Consider the following 21,627-nt stretch of genomic DNA (forward strand, 5'->3'; position numbering starts at 1 on the left):
AACGGGCGTGTTATACGCCCGTTTCAATATTTAACACATGTAGAGATTACATGTTCTTGATGATCGCGTCACCAAACTCTGAACATTTCAGCAGTTTAGCGCCTTCCATCAGACGTTCGAAGTCATAGGTTACGGTCTTCGCGTTGATTGCACCTTCCATACCTTTAACAATCAGGTCTGCGGCTTCAGTCCAGCCCATATGGCGCAGCAGTATATAAAAATTATGTATTCAACTCGCTGATATTTAATCATAAATATTATTTTCTTGTCTTTGTATTAGCCAAAATCAACTTTATTCAACCGTTTGATTTCATTGACGTTCGTTTTTATTTTGGGGAAAGATTTTCTCTACCATTTATATCAAAATTACAAGTCTACATTTTATTAACATCTCAATACATGTGTGGCCTTGCAAGCCATTGCGAGGCCTTATGTGTCTCAGTTTTGTCCCGCCTTGTATTACGACTTGCATAGCCAATGAAGATAAACGTGACGACAAACAAAGCAGCTGTCTTCTTTTCTTTCACACTTTCCCCACTCAGCAGCATGCATACCTTCTACTATAACTGTAGTGAATGTCTATTATGAGCGAACTGCGGACATCGTGGAGACAACATGCTGCTGGGTGCGGATATCCCATGGCACGTCATATCGCTCGCCGTATTACTTGTTATTTTTTTGAAACGAGAAGTTGATACAATTCCTTCAGGGATAAGGCTAATAACTCATTCTTCCTGATGAGATCTTTATCAGCGTCTATACCCTCTGCGCATGATTCATTTAAATAGTTCAGTGTTTCCTGATCATCATCCAAGCATTCATAGCTGCCTGAATAAAATTCATCGCAACTTGCTTTGTTATTTTTGTCAATGTAACCAATGCATTGAATCACGCCTTTAACAACTTTAGCAGCAGAAAAAACAAAGTAACTGCAGTCATTTATATAGCGTTCAATATCAAAAATCATATAAAAATAGTGCATAGAGTGTTTTTCAATTTCAAACTCACTTGAAATCATAGCTATTTCACATTCAAGGTCTTTCAGACCATCTAACATTATGGAAAGTTTACATTGTTTTTCTTGCACAGTTTCATACTTAAATGACTCTCTCCCCTTTGCCCTGACATTTATTCTTTCTTCAATTGCATAAATATAAGCAGGATATACACGCGACCACACTTGGTTTATTTTTAGGATTAACCGGCCTCTTTTCAGCCTTTCTTTTGTAGCTATAAATTCTGCATATAGCGCAGCATCCTCTTCGCACCATACATCAACTTTTCGTTTATAACCCAACTTTAATTCTTTCCCTACGCATTCAGGAAACAAAGGATCAAAGTCCTTTAAGTATTCAAACTCACTTAGATAGAATCCTGTCTCATAACGATTAAATAATTTCCTAAACTCTTTCCCACTTAAGGTTTTCATTGTATCAATCACTCTGTTTTCATAAAAGCAAAGTCAACAAGATAAAACAATAAAAACTCTTACACAACCAGCTGATGTTTTTAAAATAGAGGATAATATAAGACAAGCATAACCTCGTTCACTTCAATGCTACTCCTATCGTTCTTTTGCGTCACAGAGCGCCTGCCGGACAACTGCATCATAGACCAAACGGAACTGCTTCCGTCGATTAATCAGATGGCAGCGCATAAACACGCTCAACAACCCGTTTGACTGCTTCAATTTTAAGCTCTTCGGAATAACGCTTACCGTGTAAGTCTCCCTGCAAAACGAGCTATCAACTTTTAAGGAGTCTCTGGCCCCCCTGCTTCCGCTCCTGGCACACAGCAGCCCTAGAGACAGTGGAGTAAAGTCATGGAGGCTCGGTGGGGAGAGGTGCAAATCCTCCCATACAAAAAATACGAAAATCAGTAACGGCTAGAAATCATTCAATACATGCACTCTCGAAATTGCATCAGCCAACCGCAAAACGTTATTTCAAAGCCTACTAGCTGCCTTACTTTTTTCCTCAATAACGCGTCGCCAGCCGGAAACAACCTAATCCCTGTTTTGGGCCTCAAAACCGCTAATGATAATCATTTTCATTTTGTATAGGTTGTGCTATAAAACATAGCCGTTGCTATGTTTGTTCTAATTTTGCTCACTATAGGTACTAAATTATGCACTCGATAAAAAAAGTAACCATGCTCTTGGGGGGCCTCGCACTCACCTGCTCGATCGCATTTCAGGCAAGTGCAACTGAAAAATTCAAGGTCATTACAACATTTACCATCATCGCGGATATGGCCAAAAACGTGGCGGGAGATGCTGCAGAAGTCTCATCCATAACCAAGCCTGGTGCAGAAATTCATGAGTATCAGCCTACCCCTGGCGATATTAAACGTGCGCAGGGGGCACAACTGATTCTCGCCAATGGTATGAATCTGGAATTGTGGTTCCAACGCTTTTACCAGCATCTCAATGGGGTTCCAGAAGTAATTGTCTCTTCGGGTGTGACGCCTGTAGGGATCACCGAAGGACCCTATGAGGGCAAACCTAACCCCCATGCATGGATGTCGCCAGATAATGCTCTGATTTACGTCGATAATATTCGTGATGCGTTGATAAAATACGATCCGGCAAATGCACAAACCTACCAACGCAATGCCGATACTTATAAAGCCAAGATTACCCAAACCCTTGCCCCCCTGCGTAAGCAGATTACGGAACTCCCTGAGAATCAGCGATGGATGGTCACCAGTGAAGGGGCTTTTTCTTATCTCGCACGCGATTTGGGGCTAAAAGAGCTTTATCTGTGGCCGATTAATGCCGATCAACAAGGAACACCGCAGCAGGTACGTAAGGTTGTTGATATAGTTAAGAAAAATCATATCCCGGCAGTCTTTAGCGAGAGTACGATTTCCGATAAACCAGCGCGTCAGGTTGCGCGTGAAACCGGCGCGCACTACGGTGGTGTGCTCTATGTCGATTCCCTGAGCACAGAAAACGGCCCGGTACCTACGTATATCGACCTTCTGAAGGTTACTACCAGTACGCTGGTACAGGGAATTAAAGCCGGAAAAAGGGAGAAATAATGATGCAATCTGCAGGCATTGTCGTTAATGATGTTACTGTCACCTGGCGTAACGGGCACACAGCACTGCGCGATGCATCCTTCACAGTACCAGGCGGATCTATTGCCGCTCTGGTTGGGGTAAACGGTTCCGGAAAATCGACGTTGTTTAAAGCGATTATGGGATTTGTGCGTCTGACCAGCGGGAAGATATCTGTTCTGGGTATTCCCACACGACAGGCGCTACAGAAAAACCTGGTTGCCTACGTCCCTCAGTCAGAAGAGGTTGACTGGTCATTTCCTGTACTGGTGGAAGATGTGGTGATGATGGGCCGCTATGGGCATATGGGTATGTTGCGTATCGCCAAAAAGAGGGATCGTCAGATTGTCACCGATGCGCTGGAACGTGTCGATATGGTGGATTTTCGCCATCGACAAATCGGCGAGCTTTCCGGTGGACAAAAGAAACGCGTCTTTCTGGCGAGAGCGATTGCACAGCAGGGTGATGTGATCCTGCTGGATGAACCTTTTACCGGCGTTGATGTGAAAACCGAAGCGAAAATCATCAGCCTGTTGAGGGAGTTACGCGCGGAAGGCAAAACGATGCTTGTCTCAACGCACAATCTCGGATCCGTCACGACATTTTGCGATTATACGGTCATGGTCAAAGGCACCGTCCTGGCAAGCGGGCCGACAGACACCACTTTTACAGCCGAGAACCTGGAGCTGGCTTTTAGCGGCGTACTGCGCCATGTCACACTTAACGGCTCGGAAGAAAGCATTATTACTGACGATGAACGCCCTTTTGTGGCACATCGACCGTCAGCGGTGCAGAGGGAAGAAAGATGAACGCGCTACTGGAACCCTTCAGCTATGAATATATGCTCAATGCGATGTGGGTCTCGGCGATGGTCGGCGGTCTCTGCGCTTTCCTGTCATGCTATCTGATGCTAAAAGGCTGGTCGCTGATTGGCGATGCGCTGTCGCACTCTATTGTCCCGGGTGTTGCGGGGGCATATATGCTGGGGCTTCCGTTTTCTCTGGGAGCCTTCTTTTCCGGCGGACTGGCAGCGGGCAGCATGCTGTTTCTTAACCAACTCACTCGCTTAAAAGAAGATGCCATCATCGGCCTGATCTTCTCGTCCTTTTTTGGCCTGGGGCTGTTTATGGTGTCATTGAACCCGACATCCGTGAACATTCAGACCATCGTCCTGGGCAATATTCTGGCAATCGATCCGGCGGATATCCTGCAACTCACTATCATTGGCATTCTCTCGATCATCGTGCTTTTTTTCAAATGGAAAGATCTTATGGTGACCTTTTTCGACGAGAATCACGCCCGTGCTATTGGATTGCATCCGGGCAGATTAAAAATCCTCTTCTTCACCCTGCTGTCGGTTTCGACCGTTGCGGCGCTGCAAACGGTTGGTGCCTTTCTGGTGATCTGTCTGGTGGTGACTCCCGGTGCAACAGCATGGTTGTTAACCGATCGTTTTCCCCGCCTGCTCATGATTGCTGTAACTATTGGCAGTGTGACCAGTTTCCTCGGCGCGTGGGCCAGTTACTTTCTGGACGGCGCGACAGGTGGAATCATCGTGGTGGCGCAGACACTGCTGTTTCTTTTAGCATTTGTCTTTGCGCCCACCCATGGGCTTTTGGCAAATCGTCGGCGTGCGCATAAGGCGCTGGAGGATCGCTCATGATGGCATTATTACTGGAGCCACTGCAGTTCACCTTTATGAGTCACGCACTGCTGATTTCACTGGTAGTTTCCATACCCTGTGCGCTGCTGTCGGTCTTTCTGGTCCTGAAAGGTTGGGCACTGATGGGTGACGCGATGAGTCATGCGGTTTTTCCTGGAATCGTGCTTGCCTGGATTCTGGGGTTACCTTTGGCTACAGGGGCATTCGTCGCCGGAGTATTCTGCGCGGTGGCGACGGGATACCTGAAAGACAACAGCCGAATCAAGCAAGATACAGTGATGGGGATTGTTTTTTCTGGCATGTTTGCCGCAGGTCTGATCTTGTATATTGCAGTCAAACCAGACGTACATCTTGACCATATTCTTTTCGGCGACATGCTCGGGATAACCATCGGCGATATAATCCAGACGATGATTATTGCCGGGCTGGTTACACTTGTTATTAGCGTAAAATGGCGGGATTTTTTGCTGTTCAGCTTTGATTATCAACAGGCGCAGGTAAGCGGTTTGCATACGAGATGGCTGCATTATGGGCTGCTGTGCATGGTCTCTCTGACCATTGTGGCGACGCTGAAAGCGGTAGGTATCATTCTCTCCATTTCTCTGCTCATTGCGCCTGGCGCCATTGCGGTACTCCTGACACAACGCTTTCATATTGCGCTCCTACTGGCGACTGGCATATCGGTAATAGTGTCAATGACTGGTGTCTGGTTGTCCTTTTTTATCGACAGCGCACCAGCTCCGACGATTGTCGTCTTATTCGCGGTTTTGTTCATCATGACGTTTGCCGTTACCAGCATCAACGCACGCAAAAAGGGAAACTCCCATACACAGGATCTGTTATCACCCAATTAGCACAACATCCGAGGACAGCAACACCCGATACTTTTTCCTGGCTTCCAGCAACGGGGTTTCTTCCTCCGTTGCATATACAGCTCACCTTTTTTCACCCACGATTAACCAACAGCCAGACCAGCAGACACGCCACCACCGGCACAGCAAAATCCATCAGGCTTGCCACATCCCAAGCTCGCGGATCAAAACCGCCCCACCACGGCATATTCATTCGCTTGCCATGCCCGAACATTTCAATCCAGCGATATTCTGCCTGGGTATGTTCACGCGCAATGAAGAACGTACAACCGGCTATCGCTCCGTAAGCCCAGTTTCCGGTAAAAAGACCAACCAGTATCTGCGCAGCCACAGCACAAAGCGCATGAAGTAAGGGGCTTATATCCATTATTTCCTCCTTTCAGCTCCATTCCCGAAGCGGTGTTTCCAGCTCCACGACATAATCAGAGAATACAGAAACATCAAACAAGTCATCAAGAATGCGAATGTTGACAAAATAACCGTCATTCCGGACACAGACAGGTTCTCCCTCTTCTGTTACCCCTGTTTCTGTGTAGGTGAAACCAATTTCATCGACTAACAGTTTATTCTGGAGGTCTTCATCCTCCTCCCAGTCAAGAGATGACAGGAAGGCCTTAAACTGCAGTTTGTCATGAAACTTCAAAGTTAAATCTTTCATACGACCTCTTTTAATTGCCTGTCATTTAATTCTTTATGCCATATGCGGAAATTGCGAATATGGCCAAACAGATGTCGTTCTCCAGTATTCGTCTGCCCTCCAAATCGGATATTTTTATCAGCGGTCACACCATTATATTCACAATAAACTTCATTAACCGCTTTACCATTTGTCACCACATGAAAGTGACCATCAGCTTTTGCAATACATCCAAATGTGGTTTTCTCTGCAAATACATCTGTCGCTGCGCTATTAACATACAAGCCTGAAGGGTTTGACAGACTCATATATAACTTACCACTACCTCTGTTGATTGCTGCAATTGCTGATTGCCCGGTATTGGCTGCTGCTATATCCCACACGCGGGGTGCGGCGTTTGGTGCAATATCCCAGTTTTTATGAATCTCAAGTAAAAAAGTAAATGGTAACTTATAAAGATTATTTCTGGTGGGGATACTAACCAAATCACTGGCTCTTGTCGTTGCGCTGCCTCCTGAAATAATAAATGATGATACACACGGCCCATTCTCTACTTGTGGGGTGGCAAGATAAATATAGTCACCAGATACTGTTGCCCCACCCCGCTCAGGAGAATACTGTATCTGAGAGCCTATTTTTAACTCACCATCAATTGCCTGAATCGTTGCCTCTGCAAAAATCCAGCCTGTGGTCTTATCCTTCCTGACTCGTGCCGTAATTCTGCCGGCAGCCCCACCTGTCATATTAATTTCAAGCGTTTGCGTATCAATGTACGCATCGCCAAGAAAAGTTGTTGCACTACCATCATACTTATCAAACCGTATACGTAACCTTACCTGTCGTTCTGTTTTAAAACGGCATGAGGTTGTCACGTACTTGTTATCGCCTGAGACATCAACTGACTTTGTTGCAGCAATTGATGCCATATTAATAGCCGAAGTTTGCCCAACCAGAGAATCGTTGCAGACAAACTTTCCATAAGTAAAACCAAAACTATCTGTCCCGGTTTCGGGCACATCCATGTTTGATGACTTCCCCCAGCTGGCTGGACTTTCCGAATTGAGCATGTAGTTCGTTCTTTGTCCCTCAATAAGCAGGCCATCACACTCAAATCGCGGCTCATTAATTTCCGCCGTTTTCAGTTCGCCAGATTTGTTGATATATGTTGCCGTTGATGCGCGACTGAAATTAACCTGTTTATCACTGGCGACCTGAACCACATCGTCACCAATAGCTATTTTTTTATAGCCCGGAGAAAAACCCGCAATCATATCCAGTGAATCGTTAAACGGTATCCACACATCAGGCAGCGGCGGCACTATATTCGCATAGGGCTCTGCAGTCACTTCCGCTGCGACTTCTGCGCGGTCTGCCGCCTTTTCAGCCCGTGTCGCTGCCGACAGAGCCTCATCCTTTTTCTGCCCGGCCTTTGTTGCGTCTGCTGCGGCCTCCCGCGCTTTTGTGGTGGCGACTCCGGCATTTTCAGCGGCTGACTCTGCATTACGGCGGGAAGCCTCTTCACTGTCTGCGGAGGCTTCTTCTGACGCACGGGCATTTGTCTCTGAACGTTCTGCCGCTGTTGCTGCGTTTTGTGCGGCTGTTTTTGAAGAAGCTGCCGCTTTCGCGCTGTTACCTGCATTCGTCTCTGATGTTTTCGCCGCATTCCTGGACGATGCCGCTGCTGTTTCTGATTTCTTTGCTGCCGCTGCGCTCTGAGAGGCGGCTTCAGCGTTGCGTGCCACCTCTTCCACCATCTTTTCAAAACGATACAGTGCCTCCGGACGAACATCATCTTCTGTTGCAGCGCCCAGAAAATCATTCAATGTCCCCGGCTTAGAATCCTCATACACGGTGATGGCCCCGGCATGTGAAGGCGGAAAACCTTCAACCAGCAGGATAACGCTGTACTGGCCATACTCGACATCCATGCTGTAACGTCCGGCTTCATCCGGATTTTCTGAGGCCACCGTGTTCACCACAACCGTGGTGCTGTTACGTTTTGCTTTGAGCTGAATGGTGCAGTTCTGTATCGGTTTTCCTGCACCGTCTTTCAGCACGCCTGAAATCTGTACTGCCATATTCACTCCACAAATAAAAAAGGCGCCATTTCTGGCGCCCGTATCTGGGTTATAAAATTCAACTGATACTGATACCGGCTGTAGATTTCTTCATCACAACAACAAGAAGGTCGCTGATACTGGTCGTTGGCGTCCAGTTATTAGCACCATATGAAGAAACATTGAAAGTCAGGGTGACATGGCCGTGTCCGGCAGGCATATCAATGACTGATGAAAATACCCTGCTGACATCCGTCGCGGGTTGCTGAAAGATTTCCTGTCCGTTCTTCAGTACCTGCAGCTTACAGGTTGAATACCAGTATGACTGTTGGTTGTTGCTGTTGAAGTTTTCATGCTTACCCCCACGAAACAGAACGGGGGGGACTACTATCTGACGGTCAAAAGCCTGGTCATCGTACACAGTGACCGTTATTGTACCGCTGGCATAACTGCCATTTCTCGGAAAGGCTTTTCCCACCGTTTTGACAATATCACCTTCAATCTGGTTAGCTGACAGTTTTCCCAGAATCCGACAGTTCTGATTAATCGTGACGTTGTTGAGCGTCCCGGAGTTCGCGTTCACGTTACCGCTGATATCCGCATTTTTCGCAGAAAGTCGACCATCAGGTGTCAGTGAAAACGTTGGGGGATTGCCACCGCTGGTAATGGTGGGAGCCGTCAGATATTTCAGGAACACTTCGTTCATGAATATCTGATCGCCCTGCCCAACAAACATCGGCTTTGTGTTGCCATTCGCAGGATTAATCATCGCAATCCTGTCCGCCGCCAGCAGCACCTGACTCTGCATACCGTCAGGAGTATTCTCAACACCGGCACCAATACCCGCGATATAAAGGCGTCCGTCCTGCATCTGCTGCAGCTTCACAGCCCACATGCTGTTCAGGTTATTATTTGTATCAACCTGAACCTTCTGTATCTGCTGGATCGCTGCACTCTGGTCTTCCAGTTTCTTATTGACGGTCTGCGTGATTTCATTGCTGACACCCGTAATGGACGTCCTGATTTCAGCCAGGTCAGGCGCAAGCTGACCGTTATCAATCTGCGTCCACAACTCCTGAGCCAGATGGGTTTTCCCTATCTCTCCTTTGAAAAAATTCAGATAGCCGGATGCATCATCACTCGGCTGGCCAACAGCCTCCACAAATGCCGATTTGCCAACGGTGTTCACACTGCGGATGTAAAAATAATAATCATGGCCCGGTTTGATATTGATACTGGCGGCTATCCAGTACAGCGCCGTGCCAAGATAGCGTGCTGTGGTTTCAACCTGCCTGATATCCGCAATCCGCTTTTCCGAGAACCAGAACTCAAACTGTACCGTCGGATCATAAACCGCAAGATGCGGCGTGGCGGTTATCTGAAAATACCCCGGTGTCAGCTCAATCTGCGACGGCGCTGCCGGTGCGGCAATCCGGAACGATACCGATGCCGGATCGCCCTGCTGCCCCCACGCATTTACCGCCCGGACTGTCAGCCTGTAGTTCCCCAGCGCCAGTTGCCTGAAGCGGTATGTGGTTTCCGTCGTCCGGGCCGTGCTGACCAGCCGCTCACTGCCGTCATCCGCTGCCACGGTCAGGCGAAGCATAAAGCTCACCCCCTTCACCACCTTCGGCGTGTCCCAGCGCGCCAGCACCTGATATTCCCCGCTGTCTGCGGTGACTTCGGCAGTCAGGTGCTGCACCGCTGGCGGCGTGACACCATTCACCGTGCCGCTCTGGTCGCCGTCAAAGTGCGCCCCGTTATCCACGATGGCCTCTTTTTCCGGTACATGCTGCACGGCAGTGATGGCATACGTGCCGTCATCGTTCTCACGGATACTCACACAGCGGAACAGGCGCTGGCGCAACGTTGGCAACTTCAGCCCCCACACGCTGTATTCTGCAACGCCGTCAGGAACACGGCTCACTTTTACCTTCACGCCGTCGGTGACGGACTGGACCTCCACGCTGACCGGATTCCCCTGTCCGTCAGCCAGGCTTATCAGCGTGGTGCCGGAGGATGGCAGCGTGATTTCACGGTCGAGCGTCAGTGTCCGCGTCTGGTTGTTCACCGCCAGCACGCGCCCGCCGATGCTGATCCCCGCATAGTCATCATCACAGATTTCAATGACATCGCCCGGTACATGGCGAAGCCCTTCTGCACCCACGCTGAAGTCCACGGTCTGCGTTTCCAGCAGCTCCGTTTTAATCAGCCACAGCCCGGCGCGGTGTGCCTGCCCCCGGCTGGTACAGCCAAAGGCATCCATCTTCGTGACGTTACGACCGTAACGGGCAATGGCCTGCGTGTCCTCCACAAGCTCTGTCGCCGTCTCCCAGCCGTTATCCGGGTCAATCCAGTTCACCTCAACGGCATTATGGCGGTCTTTCAGGGCGCTGAAGCTGTAGCGGAACGGCGCGCCATCATCCGGCATCACCACATTACTGCGGTTATAGGTCCACACCTTATCCGACGGTCGGTCCTGCACGAATGTCAGCGTCTGCCCGTTCCATACCGGCATACAGCGCATCGCCGAGCAAAAATCACTGAGCACATCCCACGCCTTGCGCTGTGTGGTCAGGTACGCATTACAGGTGATGCGCGGCTCCGTGCCGCCAAAGCCGTCCGGCACTGACTGGTCGCAATTCTGGCCGATGACATACAGCGCCCATTTATCCACATCTGCCGCACCAAGACGTTTCCCCATGCCGTAGCGCGGATGGGTCAGCATATCCCACAGACACCAGGCCATGTTGTTGCTGTATGCTGGCTTAAACGTTCCGTCCCAGATACCGCTGTATTGCCGCGTCTGCGGGTTATAGTTCGACGGCACCTGCAGAATGCGCCCGCGAAGATGATAATTACGGCTCACCTGCTGGCTGCCGAACTGCTCCGAGTCCACCTGTACGCCGACCAGTGCCGTGTTCGGGTAGCACTGTTTCACATCGATGATTTCGGTGTATGACGACCAGAGCGTTTTGTTCTGCAACTGGTCTGTGGTGCTGTCCGGCGTCATCCTGCGCATCCGGATATTAAACGGGCGCGGCGGCAGGTTATCCACCACCACCGAGGCCAGATACTGCGACGTGGTTTTGCCCTTAATGGTGATGTCTTTTTCCGTCACCCAGCCACCGTTACGTTGAATCTGAACCAGCAGGCGGACTTCCGATGGATTCCTGTCCCCCTTTGAGGTGGTTTCCACCAGTGCCTGCACGCCGAAAGTAAAACGCAGACGGTCAATGTTTGCCGACGTGATGGTCCGGGTGATCGGCGTGTCATATTTCACTTCTGTACCGAGCACCGTCTCGGAGCCGGAGGATTCAAATCCCTCCGGCGGAGTCTGCTCCTGCTCACCGGCCCGGAACACCACCGTGACGCCGAATATATTGGTATTCCCCTCACTGTCCAGCACCGGCGTACTGTTCAGCAGCACGCTTTTTAATCCATCCACCGGACCTTCAACCGGCCCTTCGCTGATGGCGTCTATCACGCTCAGCATCTGGGATGATTTCAGGTTGTCCTTCGCTTCGCGCGGGGTATGCCCCTTACTGCTGCCTTTACCCATTCCTCATGCTCCATAAACGATAAAACCGCCCGGAGGCGGTTTCACATAAAACATTTTGCATCAGCGACCAATCACCACAACCTGACCACCATCCCCTTCGTCTGCCGTGCTGATCTCCTGAGAAACCACGCGTGACCCCACGCGCATTTCACCGTACAGAACCGGCAGAACATTGCCCTGGGCAACCATGTTATCCAGTGAGGAGAAATAGGTGTTCTGTTTGCCGTTATCCGTTGTCTGTGTACGGGGAGTTCTGGCTTTCGGTGCCAGCATCTGCGCCACACCACCGAGCACCATACTGGCACCGAGAGAAAACAGGATGCCGGTCATACCACCGGCCCCAATGGCTGCCCCCCATGCTGCAAGGGTGGCTCCGGCGGTAAAGAATGATCCGGCAATGGCGGCAGCCCCCAGGACAATCTGGAATACGCCACCTGACTTGGCCCCGGCGACTCTGGGAACAATATGAATCACAGCGCCATCAGGCAGAGTCTCATGTAACTGCGCCGTTAACCCGGACGTGCTGACGTCCCGCCCGGCAATCCGTACCTGATACCAGCCGTCGCTCAGTTTCTGACGAAACACCGGGAGCTGTGTGGCCAGTGCGCGGATGGCTTCAGCCCCCGTTTTCACACGAAGGTCGATGCGGCGGCCAAATCGTTGTAAATCCCCGTAAAGGCAGATGCGCGCCATGCCCGGTGACGCCAGAGGGAGTGTGTGCGTCGCTGCCATTTGTCGGTATACCTCTCTCGTTTACTCAGTTGTTCAGGAATATGGTGCAGCAGCTCGCCGTCACCACAGTAAATAGCGGCATGATTCGGCACCGATGAACCAAAGCAGCACAGCAGCACATCGCCCGGCTGCGCCGCTGACAACGGCACCTGATACAGCCCTGTGGCCTCCAGATTATCAAGATAGAGATTCTGGCCGTTACGCCACCAGTCATCCTCACGATGAAAGTCCGGCATCTCAATCCCCGCCAGATGGTAAGCGTCCCGGAACAGCGTGTAACAGTCCGTCACCCCGTGCTCAAAGCGCCGCCCGGTGAGATGCGGCACACAGCGGAACTTATGAATCGCCCCCCGGCAGACCAGCCACCACGGCAAATCACTCTGCACCTGCAGCCGCCGGTCGGCCTCACTCAGCCAGGGCAGACCACCGGGATGACTGTGGACCAGCGCCACAATCTCACCCTGCATCTCTGCCTGCAGCCAGTCCTCCGGAGCCATCCGGAAATACGCCTCCGGCTCACCGGAGATATTCACGCAGGGAAAATATCTTTCCCCCTCCGGCGCTCTCACCACGAAGCCGCACGACTCCGCTGGCGCACATCGCCGGGCATGCGCCAGAATCGCTGATTCTGTCTCTGTCATGGGATTTACTGCGAAAGTTTGTTAATGGAAAGGAAGCCGCCAAAGTTGCCGACGTTATTGCGAAACTTACAGCCGCTCAGGCATTTGCTGCATTTATCCTTCGTGATATCGGAAGTCGGCTGATCATATTCATCCGCGACCGCCGGACCGTGATAACCGCACTCATCACCGCGATAGGTCCAGGTGCAGGTATTAGCCAGCATGATGCGCCCCGGAAAAACGGCACCATCCGTTTCCGTCGGTGTGGACAGTACAAAGGAGGCACTGACCGCACTCAGTTCGCTGCACTGCTCAATGCGCCAGCGGCTGATCACCTCCTGCTCCGGATCGGCGTCGCTGTTTCCGTTGACGAAGTTCACCGCATCCAGAAAACGGGCGTAAACCTTACGCCTGACCACCGTTCCGCCGACCAGACTCTGCAGATCTTCCACCATCCCGGTGACCATACCGTACAGGTTAGAAACCGTCAGCGTGGGGCGCGTACTGGTGCCTTTGCCATTCAGTTCAAAACTACTCCCCTGAATGGGATACGGCTGATACTGTCGCCCCTGCCAGGTGACCGGCTCACCTTTTTCGTTCTGCTCATTACAGAAAAAATAACGTTCTCCACCGACCTCTGTCAGATCGATTTCCCAGAGCACCACGCTGGCCGACTGCTCCGCACGGGTGCATTCATTCAATGTTTCCTGCCGGATATCCTGCATCAGTTCACCACCTGTTCAAACTCTGCGCTGAACTCAACACGCAGCATACTGACCCGCGACGACCATTTTGCGCAGGTCACCTTTATCTGCCTGTAACCATAAGGCGGCGTCCACAGAAAGGCCTTCCAGCCCCCGTGCTCAGCCAGAAACGACTCCAGCGCCGTGGCCTCCTCACGGGAGACAGACAGCGTCACGCTGTACGTTTTCAGGTCAGCGTTCAGCCCGGCAGGCGCACGCTGGGAATAGCCATCACCAAAGCGCACCTCCCTGACGGAAGGAGCCGATGTCACATCCATCCCGGGTTTCACTTTCCAGCGGAAGGTTTTCATCGTCCACCTCCGGAGAACAGACCACCATCGCGCATCTGTGCCTGGATTTCATCACGGGCACCCTTGCGGGCCATGTCATACACCGCCTTCATCATCTGTGGACCTGGCAGACCATTCGTACCGTCGTTCTGAATCACCACGTTGTTGTTCTGCTCAAACCTGATACCCTCTGAACGCCGCATTTGCGCCGGACTTCCGGTGCCACCGACATAACCGCCGGTGGCATAGCCGCGCATCAGCCGGTAGAGATTTCCCACGCCAATCCGGCTGGTTGCCTCCTTCGTGAAGACAAATTCACCACGGTGAACAATCCCCGCTGGCTCATATTTGCCGCCGGTTCCCGTAAATCCTCCGGTTGCAAAATGGAGTTTCGCCGCAGCGGCCTGAATGGCTGTACCGCCTGACGCGGATGCGCCGCCACCAACAGCCCCGCCAATAGCGCTGCCGATACTCCCGACAATCCCCACCATTGCCTGCTTAAGCAGAATTTCTGTCATCATGGACAGCACGGAACGGGTGAAGCTGCGCCAGTTCTGTTCACTGCCGGTCAGCATCGCCGCCATATTCTGCGCAATACCATCAAAGGTCTGCGTGGCAGCACTTTTAACCTGCGACATACTGTCCGTGGCACTCTCTTCCCACTCACTCCAGCCGGACTTCAGGCCTGCCATCCAGTTCCCGCGAAGCAGGTCTTCAGCCGCCCAGGTCTTTTTCTGCTCTGACATGACGTTATTCAGCGCCAGAGGATTATCGCCATACTGTTCCTTCAGGCGCTGTTCCGTGGCTTCCCGTTCTGCCTGCCGGTCAGTCAGCCCCCGGCTTTTCGCATCAATAGCGGCCCGTTTTGCCCGTTGCTGCTGTGCGAATTTATCCGCCTGCTGCGCCAGCGCGTTCAGGCGCTCCTGATACGTAACCTTGTCGCCAAGTGCAGCCAGCTGGCGTTTGTACTCCAGCGTCTCATCTTTATGCGCCAGCAGGGATTTCTCCTGTGCAGACAGCTGGCGACGTTGCGCCGCCTCCTCCAGTACCGCGAACTGACTCTCCGCCTTCCACAAATCCCGGCGCTGCTGGCTGATTTTCTCATTTGCTCCGGCATGCTTCTCCAGCGTCCGGAGTTCAGCCTGAAGCGTCAGCAGGGCAGCATGAGCACTGTCTTCCTGACGATCGCCCGCAGACACCTTCACGCCGGACTGTTTCGGCTTTTTCAGCGTCGCTTCATAATCCTTTTTCGCCGCCGCCATCAGCGTGTTGTAATCTGCCTGCAGGATTTTCCCGTCTTTCAGTGCCTTGTTCAGTTCTTCCTGACGGGCGGTATATTTCTCCAGCGGTGTCTGCAGCCGTTCGTAAGCCTTCTGCGCCTCTTCGGTATATTTCAGCCGTGATGCTTCGGTATCGCTCTGCTGCTGCGCATTTTTGTCCTGTTGACTCTGCTGTTCAGCCTTCTTTCGGGCGGCTTCAAGCGCAAGACGGGCCTTTTCACGATCATCCCAGTAACGCGCCCGCGCTTCATCGTTAACAAAATAATCATCCTTGCGCAGATTCCAGATGTCGTCCGCTTTCTTAAACGCAGCCTCTGCCTTAATCAGCATCTCCTGAGCGGTATCAGGACGACCAATATCCAGCACCGCATCCCACATGGATTTGAATGCCCGTGCTGTCCTGTCTGCCCAGGTTTCCAGCGTGCCCATGTTCTCTTTCAGGCGTCGGGTCTGGTCATCAAACCCTTTCGTTGCGGCCTCGTTCGCCGCCTGCAATGCCCCGGATTCATCGCCGGAACGCTGCAACTGAGCAACATACGCAATCTGCTCCGCCGTTACGTTATGGAACTGGCGCGCCATCGCCGTCAGCCCCGACGTCGGGTCAGTGGTCAGCTTCCCGAAGGCTTCAGCGACCTTGTCCACCTCCACGCCGGATGCAGAGGAGAAACGCGCCACACTCTGGCTGATGGATGCAATCTGAGCCTCACCGCTTACTCCCGCCTTAACCAGTGCGCTGAGTGACTCGCTGGTCTGGTTAAACGTCAGCCCTGCCGCCTGCCCGGCTCTGGACAGGACCAGCATACGATCTGCCGTCAGACCCGACTGATTGCCGGAAAGGACCAGCGTTTTGTTGAAATCGGACAGGGTTGAGTTACCCTGATACCAGGCATACGCCAGCGCACCGGTCGCCACCGCCAGCGAGGTGGCCCCGACCATCGGCAGGGTGATCGCACCGGCAAGCCCCCGGAACATGGGGATCATCCCGCCGAAGGAGTCCTTAACCTGACCACCCTGTTGCAGCAGGATCAGCCACGGGCTTTGCCCGCCTGCAAGCTGCGTGGCCACGTCGGTGAACTGTGCAGGCAGCATACGCATGGCGGCTTTATACTGCCCGACGGAAATCCCCGCTTTCTGTGCAGCCAGCGCCTGTCGGCTCAGCGACTGTTCAACGACTGCCGCTGTTTTTTTCGCATCACTTTCCGTACCGGAAAAATGACGCCTGACTCTGGCCATCTGCTCGTCAAATCTGGCCGCATCCAGACTTAAATCAACGACCAGATCGCCTACCGGTTCAGCCATACCGGACTCCTCCTGCGATCCCTTCTGATACTGTCATCAGCATTACGTCATCCTCCGTCATGCCCGCCATATCCGGGGAAGCGGGGATAACTTCATTTCCGTCCGGGTCAAAGCGGACGCCTCCGGTAAGCCCTGCCGCTTTCTGCATCAGCACATCATCTTCAGGCTCTTCGTCATCCTCACGCCGGTTCAGCAAACTGAAATCCAGCGGATGCATATCCGGATCGCTGAAAAACAGGCTGAGCACAGTGTACGTCAGCCCGGAAAAGTGCATATTCAGCAGAACATCATGAAAATAATGGGTACTGTAAAAGCGGTGCCAGTCGGCATACTCCGTGGATGACATCCCGGCAAGCATGGCGCGCCAGTCAGGTCGCCCCATCTCTCGCGCCAGTTTCAGGGCAAAACTCAGCTCACCGTCGAACACTTTCCCGCAGAAACAGGCTCTGCAGGCCCGGAGTCCTCTGCCTGGTCAGGGGCATCATTCACCACAAACCCATACATACCGGACAGCCGGTACACCACGTTTTCAGCATGAGAAATTGCCTCCGCGGGCCAGGTGGTAAGCACTTCCTGCTCAATCTGTTTAACGGCTTCATTCATGGAAGGCTGCTTTGTCTTCTGCGGATGGTTATGCCACAGGGACATCGCCACCACAAAAGCACCGGTTCTGATGGCGTCTTCCACAGTAACCTGCCGGTTGCTGTCTGACTCCGCCTGTTCTGCCTGCTGTTTCATCAGGGCGAGATGCTCAATACGCTGCAGGGCTGACAGTTCAGAAAGCGTGACGGTCACGCCGTTATGTTCAAATGATTCGGTTTTCAGGAACATCGCTGACTCTCCGGATTAACTGTCGGTGACAGTGATTTCTGCAACCGCAGCAAGTTCACCATTACCGGATACAACCGGAATGTTGACCTTGCCTGCAGCAACGCCGTTCACGGTGATGGTCATACCACTGACCGACACGGTGGCTTTTGTTTTATCCGCTGACACCGCACGGAAGCTCTTGTCAGTTGCGCCCTCCGGCTGGAAGGCCACGGTCAGCGTGGTGCTCTGCCCTTTCACCACCGAGGAGCTGGCAGGCGTCACGGTCATACCGGTTGCCGCCGTCACCGTACTGCGATCTTCTGCCATTGACGGACGGCCCACATTGGTGACCTTCACCGTACGGGTGATCACTTCCTTCGCCGTCACCGCCTTACCGATACTGCTGACCCAGCCACGGAACACATCGACCGTGCCGTTCGGGAAGCGGATTTTATAGGCACGGGTATCACCTTCATTAAACCACGCCAGCAGCGCCTGCTGCCCCTGCTCTCCGGGCATCCACGCCAGCGTGAAGCTGGTATCTCCGGCGGATTTCTGCCCCTGCCCGGTCGCGGTCCAGTCCGCATCTTCATCATCGAGATAACTGTCGTCATAGGACTCAGCGGTCAGTTCGCCGGGCGTCAGGTCTTTAATTTTTGCCAGACGCGACCAGTCATTGTCTGAAAGCGGGTTTGCATAAGGGTCGCCGCTCCCGTTATAAACCCACAGTGTGGTCCCGGCCCCTTTCACCGGTGCCAGAGGATTTGGTGTTGGCATATCGTCCTCACATTTCATAGGTAATGACATAAGTCAGATCGGCTGAACTCCACAGGCCCGCATCATCGTCGCGCCGGTAGTCATAGCCACTGGCCACCATACTGGTGATCAAATCTGACAGTGCCGGGATATCGCTCATCACCGGATAAATCCGGGACTCCATCCACGAATCCAGCTCTGAATCCGGCACCTGAGCAGGCAGGAAAACTTCAATATGCAGCTCCGCCTGCCAGGTATCGCTGTCCAGCTCTTCGCCCGTGTATTCAGCGCCGGTGAGATAAACGGCAATTGCCGGAAAATCTTCCTCATCAAAAACAGCAGGGCGACCATCAAAAAGCGTCGCCCCGGTGTCATGCTTCTCCAGTGCATCCAGTACGGCTGCACGGAGTTCAGTATGTTTCATCGCTTTATTACCATTCTCAGTTGATGCTGCAGCGCATAGCCCAGCTCTTTCGGAAGACGCTCACGCCGTATCCGCTCAATATTCTGTTTAAACGCCGTGGTCAGCGGCACCGCCATCGGGATTTTCACCACATCAATGGGGTAACGGTTTTTCCCGGCCACACGCTGCATGACATGCCACCGGCCATTTTTCAGTTGCTGAATAAACGCGCCGGGAATACGACGGTTTCCCACCACAAGCACGCTGCCGCCACCTTTCAGGGATGAACGCTGCCCCTTTTTACGACGCCTGCGTCGGGACAGGACAACCCGCGCGTTACCCAGCCTGATTACGGGCAAATCCCCCCGGTTAACTTTGATTCTGGCCTGCGGATTTTTGACCGTGGCCCTTTTCAGCCTGGCCCTTTCCTTTACCAGTTTCCGGCGTACCTTTGTCTCACGGGCAACCAGTGACGCCGACTGCGATATCGCGGATGAAGCAACGCGGTTAATGGCCATTGCGGCGGCACCAGGCACTGCCGTTTTGCTGATACGGCTGAGGTTTTCAACGGCCTGCTCAAGACCTTTTATGGCCATACATCCCCCTTTCAGCGGCGACGGCTGGCGGCAGGTGGTTGCCCCCGGTTGAGCCAGAGATAACAACTCCCTCCGTCATCCGGAGAAACACGGTCCACCCAGAACATCTCGCCGTTAATGGTCAGCGTGTCACCACGCCGTACAGCACAAACCGTATCCGTAAGCACAAATAATGACGGGTTACTTCCTTCAATACGGATCCCACTACTGGCAAAACCCAGCGACTCCGGATCGTCAAAAACGCCATGAACCTCGCCGCCACGCTGTGCACCGGAGGTGAACTGCGCACTGATGCCCATCACTTCAACAATCGTACTGTCCACCCCGGCAAGGGCGGCATCAAAGGCATTCTGAAAATCACGCATAAACAGCCATTCCACCATCAACGTGTGTTTTTGCATCTGAGGACATAATCAGAATCACCCGACCAACATCCGCAAGCTCAACGGATTCCCCCGTTTCACCATCAACGCCACAGAGATGGAGGCAGGTCAGAACTCTGATGCGCGTTAACGCGCCGGATGTTTCCTCACGAACATCATGAGCCGCGGTTTCCCGCTCCCGGATATCCATATTCATAACCTGTACATCATCGCCGGATGACTGCATTTCCTCTTCCCATTCTGCCACCCGCTGCGCTATCTCTGCGGCACTCCCGGATATATCCGGCTCACGCCCCAGAATCAGGGCCAGTTCATCAAGCCGTTTCAGATTTTGCTCTTTCGTTGCCATATCAGCCCCCTGTGAAAAAAGACACGGGGGCATTTCGCCCCCGCTCACGGATTATTTCACCTGTACCACCACAAACTCATCCGGGTCCGGCAACACCATCAGCGGCGCGGACTGCGTCATGGTAAATTCACGGGCGGGATCCCCTACCGTCAGCCAGTGTTTCGGATAACGGGAAGAGGCCACCACACCTTCGGACAACGCCTGAGCATCCTGAATGGCACCGTAACAACGGATCCCATCTGCAGCAGTATTCCCCAGAACCAGCATGCCATCTGGAAGATAACGTTTTTCGGTACCGTCTTCTGCTATATAAGACGTTTTCGCCACCACAATGGCCAGATCGCCGTAATACCCCTTGAAGGACACCACTGCGCCCAGATCTTTCACTGCCGTTTCGAGTTGAGAATTTGAACCGCGACGGGTATCCAGTTTTTCGCGGAACAGCTTAAAACCATTCAGAAGACGCCAGACGGTACCGTCCATAATGGCAATATTCACAAGACCGCTGGCCAGGTCGCAGTAGAGGTCAATATCATGTGTAGGATCGAACGTGTCACGATCCTGTTTTGACCACTCCTTACCACTACCCTGAGTGATGTTATTCTTCGTCGACCTGCCAAAATCGACCTCAATTTTCTCGAACTGGTCTCCTTCCATGGTGTATTTGCCATACAACACAGCATTTACCGCCTGCATTTCTTCCACCTGGACAATCGCGTGCTCTTCCTGTTTGAGGTTATCGGTAATGATACGCAGACGGCGGTAAGCCGGATCATTCAGTTGAGATGGATCTTCACCAGGAAGGCGCTCAACCGCCTGCTGGTAATTAAATTCGTGTTTCGGCTTGACGTAGCCCGGACGCAACACGCGGGTTTCACCACCACGATGACGCAGCACTTTTCCTTCAACAACCGGGGAGACATAGGCCGCCACCGGCGTTTTTCCGGTAATTTTGTCCAGCATCACCTCTTCGGTATGGAAATTCACCGTACGGCGGAAAAACAGCTCCAGAAACAGCGCACGAAATTTAACTTTTTGTTCGGTATAACCGAGTAACTGGCGGGTCGTAAACAATCCCATAAATCAGTTCCTTTCATTCAGAAATCAGTCAGGCCACCGCGGTGGCCTGATAACGTGTTACGGCAGCGCCGCGTGACTCAGGGCACTGCCAGCAAAGGCGTTGGCCTTTTTGTGTTCATCCACACTTTCAGGCCAGTGGATTGCCTCCGTCGCAAAGGTTCCCGACTTGTAATACGTCAGCGCCGTCTCTGTGCCTTCAAGCGGCAGTACCAGTATGCCAACCGCACTACCGGCTTTCTGTCCGTCCCAGACCACCAGTTTCCCGGTGGCTTCATCCAGCATCAGGGGCGTCAGTGCCGGTGTTGGCGAGGAAATCCCGCTGCTGCCTGTGGCGGTATGAGCCGGATCATTACCGGCAAAAATACGTACTTCCGCACGCTGTTCAGTGATGGTTTTCGTCACCATATTGTAAAAACCTCCTATTGATGGTCAGCA

The 21,627-nt window shown here is 52.5% G+C and carries 22 protein-coding genes and 2 pseudogenes; 4 read left to right on the forward strand and 20 right to left on the reverse strand.

Features of this window, described 5'->3' with window-relative positions; genetic code table 11:
• Positions 1 to 46: 46 nt before the first annotated feature.
• Both EAS44_RS14910 and EAS44_RS14915 read right to left on the reverse strand, forming a co-directional pair.
• Positions 47 to 214, reverse strand: a pseudogene (locus EAS44_RS14910) (isocitrate/isopropylmalate family dehydrogenase); the annotation flags it as partial.
• Between the two features lie 456 nt (positions 215 to 670).
• Entirely contained in the window at positions 671 to 1,441 is a 771-nt protein-coding gene (locus tag EAS44_RS14915; protein WP_000567449.1) for a hypothetical protein, read from the reverse strand.
• A 686-nt stretch (positions 1,442 to 2,127) separates the two neighbouring features.
• Between EAS44_RS14915 and sitA the strand changes: the two genes are divergently transcribed.
• The 4 genes from sitA to sitD are packed head-to-tail and all read left to right on the forward strand — an operon-like array spanning position 2,128 to position 5,577.
• A complete protein-coding gene (gene sitA / locus EAS44_RS14925; protein ID WP_000555630.1) occupies positions 2,128 to 3,042 on the forward strand; it encodes an iron/manganese ABC transporter substrate-binding protein SitA in 915 nt (304 codons plus the stop codon).
• Positions 3,042 to 3,869 (forward strand): iron/manganese ABC transporter ATP-binding protein SitB, encoded by an 828-nt coding sequence (gene sitB / locus EAS44_RS14930; RefSeq protein ID WP_000983710.1) that lies wholly within the window; start codon positions 3,042 to 3,044, stop codon positions 3,867 to 3,869. The genes sitA and sitB overlap by 1 nt, the downstream gene beginning before the upstream one ends.
• The gene (gene sitC, locus EAS44_RS14935) at positions 3,866 to 4,723 is read left to right on the forward strand and encodes an iron/manganese ABC transporter permease subunit SitC (protein ID WP_000992805.1); all 858 of its coding nucleotides are present in this window, start codon (positions 3,866 to 3,868) and stop codon (positions 4,721 to 4,723) included. The genes sitB and sitC overlap by 4 nt, the downstream gene beginning before the upstream one ends.
• Positions 4,720 to 5,577 carry an iron/manganese ABC transporter permease subunit SitD gene (gene sitD, locus EAS44_RS14940; protein ID WP_000968127.1) on the forward strand — a complete coding sequence of 286 codons (858 nt, stop codon included), beginning with the start codon at positions 4,720 to 4,722 and terminating at the stop codon, positions 5,575 to 5,577. Before sitC ends, sitD begins: the two co-directional genes overlap by 4 nt.
• A 91-nt stretch (positions 5,578 to 5,668) precedes the next feature.
• Here the strand turns inward: sitD and EAS44_RS14945 are convergent, their stop codons facing one another.
• From EAS44_RS14945 to EAS44_RS15030, 18 genes and pseudogenes are all read right to left on the reverse strand, one after another.
• A complete protein-coding gene (locus EAS44_RS14945; protein ID WP_000355360.1) occupies positions 5,669 to 5,962 on the reverse strand; it encodes a hypothetical protein in 294 nt (97 codons plus the stop codon).
• A 12-nt stretch (positions 5,963 to 5,974) separates the two neighbouring features.
• A complete protein-coding gene (locus tag EAS44_RS14950; RefSeq protein ID WP_000654167.1) occupies positions 5,975 to 6,253 on the reverse strand; it encodes a hypothetical protein in 279 nt (92 codons plus the stop codon).
• Positions 6,254 to 7,946: 1,693 nt separating this feature from the next.
• Positions 7,947 to 8,310, reverse strand: a pseudogene (locus EAS44_RS25910) (prophage tail fiber N-terminal domain-containing protein); the annotation flags it as partial.
• Between the two features lie 58 nt (positions 8,311 to 8,368).
• Positions 8,369 to 11,851, reverse strand: coding sequence for a host specificity protein J (locus EAS44_RS14960; protein ID WP_000515327.1), 3,483 nt, complete (start codon positions 11,849 to 11,851; stop codon positions 8,369 to 8,371).
• A 60-nt stretch (positions 11,852 to 11,911) separates the two neighbouring features.
• The gene (locus EAS44_RS14965) at positions 11,912 to 12,484 is read right to left on the reverse strand and encodes a tail assembly protein (RefSeq protein WP_000847704.1); all 573 of its coding nucleotides are present in this window, start codon (positions 12,482 to 12,484) and stop codon (positions 11,912 to 11,914) included.
• Positions 12,481 to 13,224, reverse strand: coding sequence for a C40 family peptidase (locus EAS44_RS14970; protein WP_000140699.1), 744 nt, complete (start codon positions 13,222 to 13,224; stop codon positions 12,481 to 12,483). Before EAS44_RS14970 ends, EAS44_RS14965 begins: the two co-directional genes overlap by 4 nt.
• Positions 13,225 to 13,229: 5 nt before the next feature.
• On the reverse strand, positions 13,230 to 13,928 hold the full coding sequence (locus EAS44_RS14975) for a phage minor tail protein L (protein WP_001152660.1): 699 nt from the start codon (positions 13,926 to 13,928) through the stop codon (positions 13,230 to 13,232).
• Complete coding sequence (locus EAS44_RS14980; RefSeq protein ID WP_000847405.1) at positions 13,928 to 14,257, reverse strand: phage tail protein; 330 nt, start codon at positions 14,255 to 14,257, stop codon at positions 13,928 to 13,930. Before EAS44_RS14980 ends, EAS44_RS14975 begins: the two co-directional genes overlap by 1 nt.
• Positions 14,254 to 16,815, reverse strand: a complete 2,562-nt coding sequence (locus EAS44_RS14985) for a phage tail tape measure protein (RefSeq protein WP_000840269.1) — start codon at positions 16,813 to 16,815, stop codon at positions 14,254 to 14,256. The genes EAS44_RS14980 and EAS44_RS14985 overlap by 4 nt, the downstream gene beginning before the upstream one ends.
• Positions 16,808 to 17,242 (reverse strand): phage tail assembly protein T, encoded by a 435-nt coding sequence (locus EAS44_RS14990; protein ID WP_000459485.1) that lies wholly within the window; start codon positions 17,240 to 17,242, stop codon positions 16,808 to 16,810. Before EAS44_RS14990 ends, EAS44_RS14985 begins: the two co-directional genes overlap by 8 nt.
• On the reverse strand, positions 17,224 to 17,646 hold the full coding sequence (gene gpG / locus EAS44_RS14995) for a phage tail assembly chaperone G (protein WP_000479129.1): 423 nt from the start codon (positions 17,644 to 17,646) through the stop codon (positions 17,224 to 17,226). The genes EAS44_RS14990 and gpG overlap by 19 nt, the downstream gene beginning before the upstream one ends.
• A gap of 15 nt (positions 17,647 to 17,661) precedes the next feature.
• Positions 17,662 to 18,402, reverse strand: a complete 741-nt coding sequence (locus EAS44_RS15000) for a phage tail protein (RefSeq protein ID WP_001351266.1) — start codon at positions 18,400 to 18,402, stop codon at positions 17,662 to 17,664.
• Positions 18,403 to 18,409: 7 nt separating this feature from the next.
• Positions 18,410 to 18,805 (reverse strand): phage minor tail U family protein, encoded by a 396-nt coding sequence (locus tag EAS44_RS15005; RefSeq protein ID WP_000683145.1) that lies wholly within the window; start codon positions 18,803 to 18,805, stop codon positions 18,410 to 18,412.
• A complete protein-coding gene (locus EAS44_RS15010) occupies positions 18,802 to 19,380 on the reverse strand; it encodes a phage tail protein (protein WP_000975062.1) in 579 nt (192 codons plus the stop codon). The genes EAS44_RS15005 and EAS44_RS15010 overlap by 4 nt, the downstream gene beginning before the upstream one ends.
• A gap of 11 nt (positions 19,381 to 19,391) precedes the next feature.
• Positions 19,392 to 19,745, reverse strand: a complete 354-nt coding sequence (locus EAS44_RS15015) for a head-tail joining protein (RefSeq protein WP_001204540.1) — start codon at positions 19,743 to 19,745, stop codon at positions 19,392 to 19,394.
• A complete protein-coding gene (gpFI, locus tag EAS44_RS15020) occupies positions 19,738 to 20,112 on the reverse strand; it encodes a DNA-packaging protein FI (protein ID WP_000201530.1) in 375 nt (124 codons plus the stop codon). The genes EAS44_RS15015 and gpFI overlap by 8 nt, the downstream gene beginning before the upstream one ends.
• A gap of 51 nt (positions 20,113 to 20,163) precedes the next feature.
• Entirely contained in the window at positions 20,164 to 21,192 is a 1,029-nt protein-coding gene (locus EAS44_RS15025; RefSeq protein WP_000522649.1) for a major capsid protein, read from the reverse strand.
• Positions 21,193 to 21,249: 57 nt separating this feature from the next.
• Complete coding sequence (locus EAS44_RS15030) at positions 21,250 to 21,597, reverse strand: head decoration protein (protein WP_000256840.1); 348 nt, start codon at positions 21,595 to 21,597, stop codon at positions 21,250 to 21,252.
• Positions 21,598 to 21,627 lie beyond the last annotated feature (30 nt).

The organism is Escherichia coli DSM 30083 = JCM 1649 = ATCC 11775, from assembly GCF_003697165.2.
In the GTDB taxonomy this organism is placed as follows: Bacteria; Pseudomonadota; Gammaproteobacteria; order Enterobacterales; family Enterobacteriaceae; genus Escherichia; species Escherichia coli.